Annotated in this window: 16 protein-coding genes; 12 read left to right on the plus strand and 4 right to left on the minus strand. The window is 68.1% G+C overall.

From position 1 onward, the window contains the following. The first annotated feature begins 17 nt into the window (after nucleotides 1-17). The 7 genes from ACFOLG_RS02550 to ACFOLG_RS02580 all read left to right on the plus strand — a co-directional run bounded on the left by ACFOLG_RS02550 (nucleotide 18) and on the right by ACFOLG_RS02580 (nucleotide 6317). Nucleotides 18-596, plus strand: a complete 579-nt coding sequence (locus ACFOLG_RS02550) for a DUF924 family protein (RefSeq protein ID WP_386088043.1) — start codon at nucleotides 18-20, stop codon at nucleotides 594-596. A 54-nt stretch (nucleotides 597-650) separates the two neighbouring features. Further along, nucleotides 651-1646: an ADP-glyceromanno-heptose 6-epimerase gene (gene rfaD / locus ACFOLG_RS02555; RefSeq protein WP_386088045.1), complete on the plus strand. Its 996-nt coding sequence runs from the start codon at nucleotides 651-653 to the stop codon at nucleotides 1644-1646. Between the two features lie 159 nt (nucleotides 1647-1805). Further along, nucleotides 1806-2261, plus strand: a complete 456-nt coding sequence (gene nrdR / locus ACFOLG_RS02560; protein ID WP_386088047.1) for a transcriptional regulator NrdR — start codon at nucleotides 1806-1808, stop codon at nucleotides 2259-2261. Between the two features lie 62 nt (nucleotides 2262-2323). Further along, entirely contained in the window at nucleotides 2324-2860 is a 537-nt protein-coding gene (locus tag ACFOLG_RS02565) for a GNAT family N-acetyltransferase (protein ID WP_386088049.1), read from the plus strand. Next, nucleotides 2857-3966, plus strand: coding sequence for a bifunctional diaminohydroxyphosphoribosylaminopyrimidine deaminase/5-amino-6-(5-phosphoribosylamino)uracil reductase RibD (gene ribD, locus ACFOLG_RS02570; RefSeq protein ID WP_386088051.1), 1110 nt, complete (start codon nucleotides 2857-2859; stop codon nucleotides 3964-3966). The genes ACFOLG_RS02565 and ribD overlap by 4 nt, the downstream gene beginning before the upstream one ends. A 101-nt stretch (nucleotides 3967-4067) precedes the next feature. Then, nucleotides 4068-4754 carry a hypothetical protein gene (locus ACFOLG_RS02575; protein ID WP_386088053.1) on the plus strand — a complete coding sequence of 229 codons (687 nt, stop codon included), beginning with the start codon at nucleotides 4068-4070 and terminating at the stop codon, nucleotides 4752-4754. Between the two features lie 78 nt (nucleotides 4755-4832). After that, complete coding sequence (locus ACFOLG_RS02580) at nucleotides 4833-6317, plus strand: carboxypeptidase M32 (protein WP_386088055.1); 1485 nt, start codon at nucleotides 4833-4835, stop codon at nucleotides 6315-6317. A gap of 171 nt (nucleotides 6318-6488) precedes the next feature. Here the strand turns inward: ACFOLG_RS02580 and ACFOLG_RS02585 are convergent, their stop codons facing one another. Beyond that, nucleotides 6489-7031, minus strand: a complete 543-nt coding sequence (locus ACFOLG_RS02585) for a cold shock domain-containing protein (protein WP_386088057.1) — start codon at nucleotides 7029-7031, stop codon at nucleotides 6489-6491. A 79-nt stretch (nucleotides 7032-7110) separates the two neighbouring features. After that, the gene (locus ACFOLG_RS02590; protein ID WP_386088059.1) at nucleotides 7111-8541 is read right to left on the minus strand and encodes an aminotransferase-like domain-containing protein; all 1431 of its coding nucleotides are present in this window, start codon (nucleotides 8539-8541) and stop codon (nucleotides 7111-7113) included. A gap of 117 nt (nucleotides 8542-8658) precedes the next feature. On the opposite strand from ACFOLG_RS02590, the gene ACFOLG_RS02595 reads away from it, so the two are divergent. From ACFOLG_RS02595 to ACFOLG_RS02605, 3 genes are all read left to right on the plus strand, one after another. After that, the gene (locus ACFOLG_RS02595; RefSeq protein ID WP_386088061.1) at nucleotides 8659-9303 is read left to right on the plus strand and encodes a LysE family translocator; all 645 of its coding nucleotides are present in this window, start codon (nucleotides 8659-8661) and stop codon (nucleotides 9301-9303) included. After that, a complete protein-coding gene (locus ACFOLG_RS02600) occupies nucleotides 9303-9992 on the plus strand; it encodes an aspartate/glutamate racemase family protein (protein WP_386088063.1) in 690 nt (229 codons plus the stop codon). The genes ACFOLG_RS02595 and ACFOLG_RS02600 overlap by 1 nt, the downstream gene beginning before the upstream one ends. Nucleotides 9993-10075: 83 nt before the next feature. Continuing rightward, nucleotides 10076-10828: a substrate-binding periplasmic protein gene (locus ACFOLG_RS02605; protein ID WP_386088065.1), complete on the plus strand. Its 753-nt coding sequence runs from the start codon at nucleotides 10076-10078 to the stop codon at nucleotides 10826-10828. Between the two features lie 103 nt (nucleotides 10829-10931). Here ACFOLG_RS02605 and ACFOLG_RS02610 read toward each other — a convergent pair whose 3' ends face one another. After that, entirely contained in the window at nucleotides 10932-12182 is a 1251-nt protein-coding gene (locus ACFOLG_RS02610) for a TIGR03862 family flavoprotein (protein WP_386088067.1), read from the minus strand. Nucleotides 12183-12389: 207 nt separating this feature from the next. Between ACFOLG_RS02610 and ACFOLG_RS02615 the strand changes: the two genes are divergently transcribed. Continuing rightward, nucleotides 12390-12866: an NUDIX domain-containing protein gene (locus ACFOLG_RS02615; RefSeq protein WP_386088068.1), complete on the plus strand. Its 477-nt coding sequence runs from the start codon at nucleotides 12390-12392 to the stop codon at nucleotides 12864-12866. After that, a complete protein-coding gene (locus ACFOLG_RS02620; protein ID WP_386088070.1) occupies nucleotides 12863-13222 on the plus strand; it encodes a thioredoxin domain-containing protein in 360 nt (119 codons plus the stop codon). Before ACFOLG_RS02615 ends, ACFOLG_RS02620 begins: the two co-directional genes overlap by 4 nt. Before the next feature lie 48 nt (nucleotides 13223-13270). Here ACFOLG_RS02620 and ACFOLG_RS02625 read toward each other — a convergent pair. Further along, nucleotides 13271-13707: hypothetical protein (locus ACFOLG_RS02625; protein ID WP_386088071.1), on the minus strand; the 437-nt coding region annotated here is incomplete at its 5' end.

Raw genomic sequence — 13707 nt, forward strand, 5'->3', positions numbered from 1 at the left:
AGGAAAGCGAGGCACGCATGTTGTGGCACGAGGAAGTCCTGCAGTTCTGGTTCGGTGGCGACAGTGACGAGATGCTGGCCATCCCGCGCGACGCCTGGTTCAAGAAGGATGCGGTGTTCGATGGCGTCATCCGCGAGCGCTTCCTGCCGCTGGTGACGGCGCTGCAGGCCGGCACGCTGCCGCCGGTGCTGGACGATGCCCGCCTGGCGCTGGCCTGGCTGCTGGTCGCCGACCAGTTCCCGCGCAACCTGTTCCGCGGCGAGGCGCGCGCCTTTGCCAGCGACGCGCTGGCGCAGCAGGTGGCACACCGCATGTTGGCCGCAGCGCTGGACCAGCAGCTGCCGCCGGTGGCGCGCTGGTTCTGCTACCTGCCGCTGGAGCACAGCGAGCAGCTGGCCGACCAGGACGAGTGTCTGCGTCGCTTCGCCGCGCTGCCGGCGGACAGCCCCGGTTACGCCGGGGTGGTGGACTACGCCGGCCGCCACCGCGACATCATCGTCCGCTTCGGCCGCTTTCCACACCGCAATGCGGCGTTGGGGCGTGCCAGCACGGCGGAGGAAACCGCCTTCCTGCAGCAGCCGGGCAGCAGCTTTTAACCGAATCTGATACCGGGTTGGCCGCAGGCCGGCCCGCCTGAAAAAGGAATTCCCATGACCATCGTGGTTACCGGCGCCGCCGGTTTCATCGGCTCCAACATCGTCAAGGCGCTGAACGCGCGTGGCGAAACCGACATCCTGGCGGTAGACAACCTCACCCGCGGCGACAAGTTCGTCAACCTGGTGGACTGCGAGATCAGCGACTACCTGGACAAACAGGACTTCATCAACCTGATCGGCAGCGGCGATTTCGACGGCGAGATCCGCGCCATCCTGCATCAGGGTGCCTGCTCGGACACCATGAACCACGACGGCAAGTACATGCTGGAGAACAACTACCAGTACACGCTGGAACTGTTCGAATTCTGCCAGGCCGAGGAAATCCCGCTGCTGTACGCCTCCAGCGCCGCCACCTACGGCAAGGGCACGGTGTTCAAGGAAGACCGCCAGTACGAAGGCCCGCTCAATGTCTATGGCTACTCCAAGTTCCTGTTCGACCAGGTACTGCGCCGCCGCATGGCGGAAGGCCTCACTGCGCAGGTGGCCGGCTTCCGCTACTTCAACGTTTACGGCCCGCAGGAGCAGCACAAGGGCCGCATGGCCTCGGTGGCGTTCCACAACTTCAACCAGTACCGCGACACCGGCAAGGTGAAGCTGTTCGGCGGCTACGACGGCTACGCCGACGGCACCCAGAGCCGCGACTTCGTGTCGGTGGAGGACGTGGTGAAGGTCAACCTGTACTTCCTCGACCACCCGGAGCAGAGCGGCATCTTCAACCTCGGCTCCGGCCGTGCGCAGCCGTTCAACGACGTGGCGGTGGCCACCGTCAACGCCTGCCGCCGCCACGAAGGCAAGCCGGCGCTGACACTGTCCGAGCTGGTGCAGCAGGGCATCCTGGAGTACATCGACTTCCCGGACGCGCTGAAGGGCAAGTACCAGAGCTTCACCCAGGCCGACATCGGCAAGCTGCGCGAAGCCGGCTACCAGGATGCCATGCTCACCGTCGAGCAGGGCGTGGACCGCTACGTGGACTGGCTGATCAGCCGCTAAGCCGCCAGGTTGGCCGCAAGCACCGTCACGGGCTGCCTTGGGCAGCCCGTTTTGCTGCCGGCGGCGGCAAATTGCCGTCATCTCTTGATGGCAAGGCTTAAATTGACGGCGGGTTTGCTGATAACATCCGGCTATGGCAAGCAAGCGAGACGTAAAACAATGAAATGTCCTTTCTGCGGCGGCATCGATACCCAGGTGGTGGACTCCCGCGTCAGTGACGATGGCAGCACCATCCGCCGCCGCCGCCGCTGTCTGGGCTGCGAAAAGCGCTTTACCACCTTCGAGACCGCCGACGTGCGCATGCCGCAGGTGGTGAAGACCGGTGGCCACCGCACCGAGTTCGACGTGGAAAAAGTGCGCACCAGCTTCCTGCGCGCGCTGCACAAGCGCCCGGTGTCCACCCCGCTGGTGGACGACGCCATCGACCGCATCTGCCAGCGCCTGCTGCAGCTGGGCGAGCGCGAGGTATCCAGCCGCCAGATCGGCGAGATGGTGATGAACGAGCTGGCCAAGCTGGACAAGGTGGCCTACGTGCGCTTCGCCTCGGTGTACAAGAGCTTCCAGGACATCGCCGAATTCAGCGATGCCATCAAGGAAATCCAGAAAAAAGACTGACGCCGGCGCTGCGCTTGCCTGCCGGCAGGCCGCCCCCGGCGCAGCGGGCATGGAGGCTGCAGATGACGACTCCCCTTATCACCCTGTGCGATGCCGAAGAGCAGCATGCGCCGCAGCTGTTTGCGCTGGTCAACAGCAGCCGCGATGCCCTCGGGCAGTGGCTGCCGTGGGTGGAAACCTCGCAGACCGAGGCGCAGGTGCGCGAGTTTCTGCAGCTGCGCGCCTGCGAGCGGCGGCTGGGCGCATCGCGCACCTGCCTGATCGAGCTGGATGGCCAGCCGGTAGGGGTGTGCGATCTGCACAGCATCAGCCACCATGACCGCCGCGCGGCCATCGGCTACTGGCTGGCCGACGCCTACGTTGGCCGCGGCATCCTGCCGCAGGCGCTGCAGCAGCTGCTGAGCTGCGCCTACCGGGAGCTGGGCCTGTACCGGATCGAGATCATCACCGCCGCGGCCAACCTGCGCAGCTGCGCGGTGGCCGAGCGCATGGGCTTCCAGCAGGAAGGCGTGCTGCGCGGCTACCTGTATATCCGCGACCGGCACTGGGATGCCCGTATCTACAGCCTGTTGGCGCACGAATGGCAGCCGGCAGCATGACTTTCTCAAGCGACGACCACCGTTACATGCAGCAGGCGCTGCGCCTGGCCGAGGCCGCCACCCGCCGCGCGGCGCCCAACCCCGGCGTCGGCTGCGTGCTGGTGAAGGACGGCGTGGTGATCGGCGAGGGCGCCACGCTGCAGGTGGGCGGCGACCATGCCGAGATCCAGGCGATCAAGGATTGCTACGCCCGTGGCCTCAGCCCGGCCGGCGCCACCGCCTATGTCACGCTGGAGCCGTGCAGCCACCACGGCCGCACCCCGCCGTGCGCCGAGCGGCTGATCGCGGAACGCATCGGCCGCGTGGTGGCGGCGATGGTCGACCCCTACCACGAAGTGGCCGGCCGCGGCATTGCCATGCTGCAGGCGGCCGGCATCGCCGCCGCCGCCGGCCTGCTGCAGGCCGAGGCTCAGCGCGTGCACCGCGGTTTCCTGTCGCGGGTGACGCGGCAGCGGCCGTACGTGACGCTGAAGGCGGCGGCGACGCTGGACGGCAAGACCGCGCTGCTCAACGGCGTCAGCCAGTGGATCACCTCTGCCGACGCGCGCCGCGACGTGCATGCACTGCGGGCGGCCAACTGCGCCGTGCTCACCGGCAGCGGTACCGTGCTGGCCGACGACCCGCAGCTCACCGTGCGTGACGTGCCCTGTCTGCGCCAGCCGGCGCGGGTGGTGCTGGACAGCCAGCTGGCCACCGCGCCGAGCGCCCGCATTTACGATGCCGCCGTGGCGCCGGTATGGCTGGCCACCACGGTGGCGGACGACGCCCGCCTGCAGCCGTATCGCGCGCGCGGCGTAACGGTGCTGACCCTGCCGGCGCAGGACGGCCATGTCGATCTGGCCGCCTTGCTGCGCGAGCTGGCCGCCGCCGGCATCAATGAGCTGATGGTGGAAGCCGGCGCCGGCCTGCACGGCGCGCTGCTGCAGGCCGGGCTGGTGGACGAGATCGTGCTGTACCTGGCGCCGTACCTGGCCGGCGATGCCGCGCGCGGGCTGTTCGACTGGCCGGCGCTAAGCTCGCTGGACGACAAGCTGGCGCTGCAGCTGCTGGACCTGCGCATGGTTGGCCGCGATCTGCGCCTGCAGCTGCGCCCGCAGTCACACTGATTTCGCGCTTGGCGCACCCGGCGAATTGTCGGATAACACATGAACCGCTATGCTGCACACCGCGCAGAACCAGCCGGTCTGCACTCAGGAGAAGGCCACGGATGAGCAGTGCCGAAAAAAGCGCTAAAAGCGACAAAGGGGATGCGCAGGACGCACTGGATGCCTACCTGCGCCTGCTGGAGAGCAAGGGCGCGGACAGCGAGGTGCTGGCGCTGCGCCGCCGGGTGCTGACCCGGCTCAACCTGATCGTGCGTGGCCAGCCGCGCACCACCACCATTTTCCGCTCCGCGGTGGACGCGCTGCTGTCGCTGTGCGCGCCGGAAGATCGTCCCGGGGCGATGACCGCCGCGCGCGAGTACTACTACTTCTGGATCGGCGACGTTAAAAAAGTCACCGAACTCAACGCCCGTTCCGGCTTCACCACCCGCCACGTGCGGCTGCCGGTGCTGGCGTCGTTCGACGACCTGCAACAGCGCATGAGCGATGCCGGCTTCGACAGCTTCCCGCCGTCGCTGGAGCTGTACCTCGGCCAGCTGTACGAGCTGGGTTCGGAAGAAGACGTGCTGGGCGAGCGCGGCGAGCTGCTCAAGCCGCTGCTGTTCCTGCTGCACGACCAGCCGCACCACCCGGACAGCTACCGCATGGCGGTGGATGCCATGCTGCTGCACCTGTCCGACAGCTTCGCCAGCGAAACCTTCCTCACCATCGCCCGCGAATTCTTCTACTACTGGCTGTCATTTCCCGATGCCGACGTGCGCGGGCAATTTGTCGCCCCGCAGCCGCTCTGAGCTGCCCTGATGGCCAATTGAGCGCCATCCTTGCCACTGGCATCATGCGGCCAACCTTGTCTTGAACTGGAGTGCCGCATGACCGCTTCCGCCTATTCGCAGCTGGAAACCGTATTCACCCGCCTGTACCGCTACCAGCACCTGGCCGCCATCGCCGGCTGGGATCAGGCGGCGATGATGCCGCCCGGCGGCAACGACGCCCGCGGCGCCGCCATGGCCGAGCTGTCGGTGCTGATGCACGCTACGCTGACCGACCCGCAGCTCAACGCCTGGCTGGCCGCGGCCGAGCAGCAGGAGCTGAACGAGCTGCAGCGCGCCTCGCTGCGCGAAATGCGCCGCAGCTGGCAGCACGCCAACCTGCTGCCGGCCGCGCTGGTGGAAGCCAAGGCTCTGGCCGGCAGCCGCTGCGAACACGCCTGGCGCGAGCAGCGCAAGGCCAACGACTGGCAGGGCTTTCTCGGCAATTTCCGCGAGGTGCTGCGGCTGTCGCGCGAAGAGGCGCAGCTGCTGGCCGACGCCACCGGCAAGGGCCGCTACGACGCGCTGATGGACAAGTACGAGCCGGGGATGAACAGCGCCGAAGTCGAGCGTATCTTCGGTGACGTCAAAAGCTGGCTGCCGGGGCTGATCCGCCAGGCGATGGACAAGCAGGCCGGCGACGCGCTGCAGCCGGCACAGGGCCCGTTCGCGGTGGACAGCCAGCGTGCGCTGGGGATGGAGATCATGGGGCTGCTGGGCTTCGATTTCGCCGCCGGCCGGCTGGATGTGTCGGTGCACCCGTTCTGCGGCGGCGTGGCCGAGGACGTGCGCATCACCACCCGCTACCGCGACGACGACTTCATGCAGAGCATGATGGGCATCGTGCACGAGACCGGCCATGCCCGTTACGAACAGCAGCTGCCGCGCGAACTGGTGCACCTGCCAGTGGGACAGGCGCGCTCGATGGGCATTCACGAGAGCCAGAGCCTGGCGTTCGAGATGCAGCTGGGCCGCAGCCCGGCCTTCCTGCAGCTGATTGCACCGCTGGTGAGCAAGCACCTGGGCGCGCAGCCGGCGTTCGATGCGGCCAACCTGGCGCGCATGTACAGCCGCGTGCGCCCCGGCTTCATCCGCGTCGATGCCGACGAGCTGACCTACCCGGCGCACGTGATCCTGCGCTACGAGATCGAGCGCGCGCTGATCGAGGGCGACATCGAGGCCGAGGACATCCCGGCGCTGTGGGACGAGAAAATGCAGGCCTACCTCGGCATCGACACCCGCGGCAACTACCGTGACGGCTGCCTGCAGGACATCCACTGGACCGACGGCAGCTTCGGCTACTTCCCCAGCTACACCCTGGGCGCCATGTACGCGGCGCAGTATTTCGCCACTATCCGCCGCCAGGTGCCGGATCTGGACAGCCGCATCGCCGCCGGCGACCTGGCGCCGGTGTTCGACTGGCTGCAGGCCAATATCTGGTCGCAGGCCAGCCGCTGGGAAACCGGTGAACTGGTACAGCGCGCCACCGGGGAGGCGCTGAACCCGGCGCACTTCCGTGCCCACCTGGAAGCGCGCTACCTGTAAGGCAGGGGTGAATTGCGGATGACGGCGGCTCATGGCGAGCCGCCGTTGTTGTTTGGCGGTCGTGCTAAGTTGGCCGCAGGCGTTCAAGGGTTGTTGCAGGCAACGTGTGCGCTGCCGCTTTGCAAAACAGGTTGCGTTAGCACCTTGTTCTCACGCGATCATGCCCCCGGCTCAGAACTGGTCTTCGCATGGGTCGCCGTCTCTGTCGCCATCCATCTTGGTATCCGGGCAGTGCTGTAGAAAGTACAGCGCCTCCTCCTTGGAGCGCATCTGCGAGCAGTGTTGCCGGCCATCGCAGCTGAACTGCGGCGAGCTATCTGCGGCCAGCGGGCTGGTCTGCTGTGACAGGATGGCGTCTGCCTCCGCTACCGTGGCGCGTGCGTGGTAGCGCTGATAGCCGAAATAACCGAGTCCGGCGATTAGTGCGACAGCAAGCAGCATGCTGCTGGCGCTGGTTTTTTGTCGTGCTTGCTGACGGGAAGGGCGCTCCGGTCGGCTAGCGCCGAAGCCTTTGCCTTGTATCCGGCAGGCTGCCGCTTTGCCGTCGCGTCCGTTCTTCAGCTCGAATGAAACCAGCCAGCCCAGCTGCGGGCGGATGCCGGTTGCCGGGCAATCGCTGATGTGGAAGAAGACTTCTTCCTTGGTGTCCTGGCGCTGGATGAAGCCGTAGCCCTTGTCATCCAGCCAGCGGGTAATGGTGCCGTAGTAAGCCATGTCTGCGCCCCGATGGTGGTGCTGGCATTGTAACGGCATTTATACAGTTTGATTATTGTGCCGGCCGCTGTGGAGCGTCTCACCCCACCCGCGCCCCGCGCGCCAGCTCGCCCAGCCGTTGCAGTGCGCCGACGTAGCGTTCGTCCAGCGGCTGGCAGCAGGATAGCCGCAGCGCGTTGCGGTAGCGGCCGCTGGGGGAGTACAGCGGGCCGGGCGAGATGCTGATGCGCTCGGCGATGGCGGCGTGGAACAGCGCCACCGTGTCGTAGTCCTCCGGCAGCTCCACCCAGATCAGGAAGCCGCCGCTGGGGGTGGTGGCGTGGGTGCCGGGCGGGAAGTGCTCGGCGATCAGCGCGCGCACCTTGTCCACGTGCAGTGCGTAGCGGCGCTTCAGTGCGCGCAGGTGGTGATCGTAGCCGCCGGACTCCAGAAAGGTGCCCAGCGTTTCGCACAGCACCAGCGGCTCGGCGATGGAGCTGGCGAACTTCAGCTTCTTGATCTCCTCGCCGAAACGGCCGCCTTCCAGCCAGCCGACGCGGAAGTCCGGCGCCAGCGTCTTGGTGTAGCTGGCGCAGACCAGCACCCAGCCGTCCTGGTCGAAAGCCTTCACCGCCGGCTGCAGCGCGTCGCCGAACTGCAGCTCGGCATACAGCGCATCCTCGATCAGCGGCACGCGGTGGCGGTTCACCAGTGCGGCCAACCTTTTCTTGTTGTCGGTGCTCATGCTGCAACCTAGCGGGTTGTGCACATTGGGCATGGCGATGATGGCGTTGAGGCGCTTTTCCTGCAGCAGCAGCTCCAGCGCGTCCAGCGCCAGGCCATGCTGCGGGTCGGTGGGAATCTCCACCGCCTTCAGCCCCAGGCTGGTGAACAGCGGCAGCAGGTTGAAATAGGTGGGCGATTCGATGCCCACGGTGTCGCCGGGGCGGGTGATGGCGCGCAGCGCCAGCTGCAGCGCTTCCATGGCGCCGTGGGTGAGGATGATGTTGTCGGCCTGCAGCGCCATGCCCAGCTCCAGCCCGCGGCGGGCGATCTGGGTGCGCAGCCGCTCCGAGCCCGGCGGCAGCGCGTAGTTGCCCACCAGCCCCGGCTGCTTGCGCAGCACCTGGCCCATCAGCCGCGCCAGCTTGGCCGACGGGTAGAAGTCGCCGCCGCGCGGGCAGGCCAGCGCCATGTCGATGTAACCCGGCGTCTGCTGCGCCTTCAGCGAGGCGCCGATCAGGTCCAGCACCGCGCCATCGGTGCCGCGCGCCGGGCCGGCGGCGTGGCTGGGGCGGCGCGCCGGCAGCGGCAGCCGCGAGCGCACGTAGTAGCCGCTCTGCGGCCGCGCCTCGATCAGGCCGCGGTCTTCCAGCACGCGGTAGGCGGCCACCACGGTGTTGAGCGACAGCTGGCGGCTGCTGGCGGTCTTGCGCACCGAGGGCAGGCGCGAGCCGGGCGGCAGGGTGCCCAGGTTGATGGCGGAGGACAGGTCGTCGGCAAGCTGCTGGTACAGGGTGGCGGTGCTCATCGGCATCTCGAGACAGCGGGTGGGTAAAGTGATGGTGACAGTTGCCGGCGGTCGGTAACTGTCACCGTGACAATAACAAATCTGTGCGGCTGTAACCAGCACTGGCGCGCCATTAGCATGTACTGGTCGCTATCCACCTTCGAGGAGCAAGCCATGCTGAGCTGGCCGTTAATGAGTTATGTCGCGCTGATGTCCATCACCCCCGGCCCCAACAACCTGATGTTGGCCGCATCCGGGGTCAACTTCGGCTGGCGCCGCACCGTGCCGCACATGCTGGGTATTTCCGGCGGCCACGGCCTGCAGATCCTGCTGGTGTCGCTGCTGCTGGGCTGGGTGCTGGCGCTGCTGGAACACGGCCGGCTGTGGCTGGCGCTGGCCGGCTGTGGCTATCTGTTCTGGCTGTCGTGGCAGGTGTGGCGCGCCGGCGCGCCGCAGGGGCGGCAGTCCGGCAAGCCGCTGGGTTTCATCGGCGCGGCGGCGTTCCAGTGGGTGAACCCCAAGGCCTGGGTGATGGTGATCAATACCAGCGTGCTGTTCCTGCCGTCGGGCGCCACCGCCGGCCATTCGCTGCTGCTGGCCGGCATCTGCGCGCTGGTGAACCTGCCGTGCATCGCGGTGTGGGCCGGTATGGGCGAGGCGCTGCGCCACCACCTGGCTCGCGAGCGGGTACGGCTGTGGTTCAATGGCGTGATGGCCACGGCGATGGCGGCCACTGCTGGCTATCTGCTGTGGGATGAACTATTGATTGCGGGAGTGATGTGATGCCTTATCTGGGCTTGCTGGGCGGCATGAGCTGGGAATCGACGCTGCACTACTACCAGCAGATCAACCAGGGCGTGCGCACCCGGCTGGGCGGGCTGCATTCGGCGCCGCTGCTGCTGCACAGCGTGGATTTCGCCCCGGTGGCGGCGCGGCAGCGTGCCGGGGAATGGCCGGCGCTGGGTGAACAGCTGGCCGCCGCCGCGCAGGGGCTGGTGCAGGCCGGCGCCGGTGGGCTGCTGCTGTGCAGCAACACCATGCACAAGGTGGCACCGGCGATCGAAGCGGCGGTGGAGGTGCCGCTGCTGCACATCGCCGACCCCACCATTGCCGCGCTGCAGGCCGCTGGCGTGACGCGGGTGGGCCTGCTCGGCACCCGCTTTACCATGGACGAGGCGTTCTACCGCGACAGGCTGGCCGCCGCCGGGCTGACGGTATTGCTGCCGGATGCCGCCGGCCGCGCCGAGGTGAACCGGGTGATCTTCGAGGAGCTGTGCCTGGGCCGGGTGTTGCCGGCCTCGCGCCTGCGCTACCAGCAGGAGATCGCCGCCATGCAGGCGGCCGGTGCCGAGGCGGTGATCCTGGGCTGTACCGAGATCGGCATGTTGCTGGCGCCGGCGGACAGCCCGCTGCCGCTGTTCGATACCACCGCGCTGCACGCGGCGGCGGCGGTGGAGTGGCTGCTGCGCTGAGCGGCCTGCCGAATTTATTGAGCAATGCCGGCACGCTACCGATAATGCAGTATCCACCCTGACACAGATCCAAGGTGACGGTAGTGAGCAAACTGAAGCTGGGCATGGCGCTGGCCATGCTGCTGGCGGCGACGGTGCAGGCACAGACGCTGACGGTGTGCGCCGAGCGCTGGGTGCCGTTCATCTACCGCGCAGACAACGGTGCGGTGAGCGGTCTGGCGGTGGAGGCGCTGGCGCGCGCCGCCCGCGAACGCGGCGTGTCGCTGCGCTACCAGTTTCTGGCGCTCAGCGGTTGCTACCAGCAGGCGGCGGCGGGGCGCACCGACATCATTGCCTTCGCCACCGCGGCGGAAAGCCCGGCCGGCTGGCTGCAGACGCGCCAGGCCATGGTGTACTGGCCGCTGTACGCCTGGGTGCGAGCCTCGGTCGCCGGGCAGCAGTATCGCGGTCTGCAGCAGTTTGCCGGCCTGCGGGTGGCCTGGGTGCCGGCGTACGACTACCCGCGGCAGCTGGTGCGCCAGACGCGCTGGCAGCGGGTGCCGGCGCCGGATAGCGTGGCGTCGTTCACCATGCTGGCCGGTGGACGGGTGGACGTGGTGTTCGATGATTACCAGACGCCGCTGGACATGGCGCACCAGCTCGGTGGGCGGGTGAAGCGGCTGGAAGGGCTGGTGGGCAGCTACCACGAGACTTTCAGCCTGCGGCCGGGGCTGGCCTGGCTGCGCGCGGGGCTGGAGCGCGAAGCGCGGCGCCAGATCGCCAGCGGTGAGCTGGACGCGTTTTACCGGCAGTATTTCCGGGTCAGCTGGCAGCAGGTGCGAGCCGCGCCGCACTGAGGCCGCCGCCAGCGACAATCTTGCCGAGGCCGCGTTGCACTGCCGTGCCGCGGGCCTTGTGCCGACGACGCCGGCGCATCCTGGCGCGCTTCGCCGGTGGCGCTTAGGCGCCGGCGCTCGCCAGCCAGTGCAGCAAGCCATGCGCCGCCGCCTTGCCGCTGGCGAAGCAGGCGGTCAGCAGGTAGCCGCCGGTCGGCGCCTCCCAGTCCAGCATCTCGCCGGCGCAGAACACGCCGGGCCGCGCCGTCAGCATCAACCGCTCGTCCAGCGCCTCGAAACGCACGCCGCCGGCGGTGCTGATGGCTTCGTCGATCGGCCGCGTGGCGTGCAGCGTCAGCGGCAGCGCCTTGATGGCGGCAGCCAACCTGGTCATATCGTTGAAACTGTCCTTGTCCAGCAACTCGCGCAGCAGGCCGGTGCGCGCGCCGTCGATGCCGCACTGCTTGCGCAGGTGGTTGGCCAGCGAGGCGGCGCCACGGCCGCGCTGCAGCTCGGCGCTCAGCCGCGCCAGGTCGCGATCCGGCGCCAGATCCAGCTGCACGCTGGCGTGGCCGTTGCGGTTGATGCGCTCGCGGATGGCGGCGGCAAAGCCGTACACCAGGTTGCCCTCGATGCCGTCGGCGGTGAGCACCATCTCGCCGCGCCGGCTCAGCGGCCGACCATGCACATCCTCGAAACTCAGCGCCACGTTCTTCAGCGGGCTGCCGGCGAACTTGGCGGCAAAGTGCTCGCTCCAGCCGCAGACGAAGCCGCAGTTGGCCGCCTGCAGCGGTGCTGTGTCCACGCCGTGTGCCGCCAGCAGCGGCAGCCACTGCCCGTCCGACCCCAGCTTGGCCCAGCTGCCGCCGCCCAGTGCCAGCACGGTGGGGGCGGCGTCGCGCAGCACCTCGCCCGCCGGGCCGGCAAAACGCAGCCGGCCGGCATCGTCCCAGCCCAGCCAGCGGTGGCGCACGTGCAGCTGCAGGCCGGCATCGCGCAGCCGCGCCAGCCAGGCGCGCAGCAGCGGCGCCGCCTTCATCGCGGTGGGAAACACCTTGCCGGAGCTGCCGACGAAGGTGTCGATGCCGAGGCCATGCACCCAGCCGCGCAGCGCGTCGGCGTCGAAGGCATCGACGATGGGTGTCAGCTCGCGTTCGCGCAGGCCGTAGCGCGCCAGGAACGGCGCCCGCGGCTCGCTGTGGGTGATGTTCATGCCGCCGACGCCGGCCAGCAGGAACTTGCGCCCCACCGAGGGCATGGCGTCGAACAGCTCGACCTGCAGGCCGTGCTGCAGCAGCACTTCGGCGGCCATCAGGCCGGCGGGGCCGCCGCCGATGACGATGGCGCGGCGGGAAGCGGGAGTAGGGGAGGACATCGGGCAAAGGTTGGCCGCAAACACAGAGGCGGCGATTGTACCGAAATGGCGGCCGGCGGGCGTGGCCGGCGGCCGACAATTTCATGCCGACGGCGTTTGCCGTGGTGACAAATGGCTGTTTAAAATGGCCGGCTGCCCTGCGGGGCGGGGAAATTGCTGATTTATAAATGAATTGTTGAAATTTTTAGATAGAAGCCATCGCAAAATATGTCCATCGTTTCGGAAAGAAATAGTTACGAATCCCGGCTGTGTCCCACCCTGCCACGGCTGGCCACCGCCATCATCGAGCTGCCGGACGGCGTGCTGATGACCGCCAGCCAGACCGGCCGCTTCGCCCTGCCCGGCGGAGCGTCGCAGCGCGGCGAGCTGCGTTCGCAGGCGCTGCTGCGCCACATCCGCGAGCAGACCGGGCTGCGTATCAACACCATGCTGTACCTGTTCGACCACATCACCCCGCACAACGCGCACAAGGTGTACCTGGCGATTGCCCAGGGTGCGCCGCGGCTGCAGGAGGCCGGCAGCCGCATGACGCTGATCACCTCGCCGGATACCGAGATGGACGTGCACGTGGAATCGCGCGCCATCCTGCGCCGCTACGCCAAGGTGCGTGGCGAGCAGGGGCCGAAGAGCGAGGCGGTGCGCGCCATGCTGCAGCTGGCGCGCTACATCGCCAAGGTGGAATGAGCCGCGTCCTTGCCGCCGAACAGCGCTGGCGGCCGCTGGACGAATTCAACTTCGACGCCACGCTGGCGGCGCAGCCGGGCGCCAGCCTGGTGATGTTCGGCCAGCCGCATTGCGGCGCCTGCCGCGGCTGGCACACGCAGCTGCCGCACTGGCTGCCGGCCGAGGTTGCGCTGTTCTATGTCGATGTGGCGGTGGCCACCGCGCTGGCGCGCCGCTTCGAGCTGTTTCACCTGCCGGCGTTCGTGCTGTACCGCGCTGGTGCCTTTCATTGCCGCTGGCACAGCGCCTTTCGCCGCCACGAGGTTGGCCGCAGCCTGGCCACGGCCTTGGCCGCCCCGGCACAGGAGGAACCCTGAGACGAAAAAAGCCCGCGATTGCGGGCTTTTTGCTGGCCGGGGCGGGGCTTATTGCCCGGCGGGAACGACCAGTTGCGGGATATTGGTCAGGCCGAGGTCGTTGCCCAGGCCGAGCAGCCCCAGCAGCAGCGCCAGCGCGAGCGGCGCAAACAGCAGGGTGCCCAGCAGCACGCGGCCGCGGCTGGCGCCGCTGCAGCGCGACAGCGCGGTGACCAGGATCAGGATATTGCCCACCCCCAGCACCAGCGACAGCCCCTGCGCCACATCGTCCGGCAGCCAGTAGGTGAGCGGGTCCAGCACCTGCAGCCCGCTGGCGGCCAGGATCAGCCCGAACAGCGAGTGCTGCAGCTGGGCGCCGCCACGGTTCAGCCACCAGCGCATGAACAGGCTGAAGCCCAGCGTTTCCAGTGTCACATAGGTGGTGAACAGCCCGATCAGCGCCGCCGGATCGCCAGCGGCGCCGGCGCTGATGGCGCCGGCGGCAG

Source organism: Vogesella facilis (assembly GCF_042648525.1).
In the GTDB taxonomy this organism is placed as follows: Bacteria; Pseudomonadota; Gammaproteobacteria; order Burkholderiales; family Chromobacteriaceae; genus Vogesella; species Vogesella facilis.

What these genes read in the sequence shown, in the direction of transcription:
- ACFOLG_RS02550 (WP_386088043.1), top strand. Translation starts at nt 18, where the DNA reads ATGTTGTGGCACGAGGAAGTCCTGCAGTTCTGGTTCGGTGGCGACAGT.
- rfaD (WP_386088045.1), top strand. Translation starts at nt 651, where the DNA reads ATGACCATCGTGGTTACCGGCGCCGCCGGTTTCATCGGCTCCAACATC.
- nrdR (WP_386088047.1), top strand. Translation starts at nt 1,806, where the DNA reads ATGAAATGTCCTTTCTGCGGCGGCATCGATACCCAGGTGGTGGACTCC.
- ACFOLG_RS02565 (WP_386088049.1), top strand. Translation starts at nt 2,324, where the DNA reads ATGACGACTCCCCTTATCACCCTGTGCGATGCCGAAGAGCAGCATGCG.
- ribD (WP_386088051.1), top strand. Translation starts at nt 2,857, where the DNA reads ATGACTTTCTCAAGCGACGACCACCGTTACATGCAGCAGGCGCTGCGC.
- ACFOLG_RS02575 (WP_386088053.1), top strand. Translation starts at nt 4,068, where the DNA reads ATGAGCAGTGCCGAAAAAAGCGCTAAAAGCGACAAAGGGGATGCGCAG.
- ACFOLG_RS02580 (WP_386088055.1), top strand. Translation starts at nt 4,833, where the DNA reads ATGACCGCTTCCGCCTATTCGCAGCTGGAAACCGTATTCACCCGCCTG.
- ACFOLG_RS02585 (WP_386088057.1), bottom strand. Translation starts at nt 7,031, where the DNA reads ATGGCTTACTACGGCACCATTACCCGCTGGCTGGATGACAAGGGCTAC.
- ACFOLG_RS02590 (WP_386088059.1), bottom strand. Translation starts at nt 8,541, where the DNA reads ATGAGCACCGCCACCCTGTACCAGCAGCTTGCCGACGACCTGTCCTCC.
- ACFOLG_RS02595 (WP_386088061.1), top strand. Translation starts at nt 8,659, where the DNA reads ATGTACTGGTCGCTATCCACCTTCGAGGAGCAAGCCATGCTGAGCTGG.
- ACFOLG_RS02600 (WP_386088063.1), top strand. Translation starts at nt 9,303, where the DNA reads ATGCCTTATCTGGGCTTGCTGGGCGGCATGAGCTGGGAATCGACGCTG.
- ACFOLG_RS02610 (WP_386088067.1), bottom strand. Translation starts at nt 12,182, where the DNA reads ATGTCCTCCCCTACTCCCGCTTCCCGCCGCGCCATCGTCATCGGCGGC.
- ACFOLG_RS02615 (WP_386088068.1), top strand. Translation starts at nt 12,390, where the DNA reads ATGTCCATCGTTTCGGAAAGAAATAGTTACGAATCCCGGCTGTGTCCC.
- ACFOLG_RS02620 (WP_386088070.1), top strand. Translation starts at nt 12,863, where the DNA reads ATGAGCCGCGTCCTTGCCGCCGAACAGCGCTGGCGGCCGCTGGACGAA.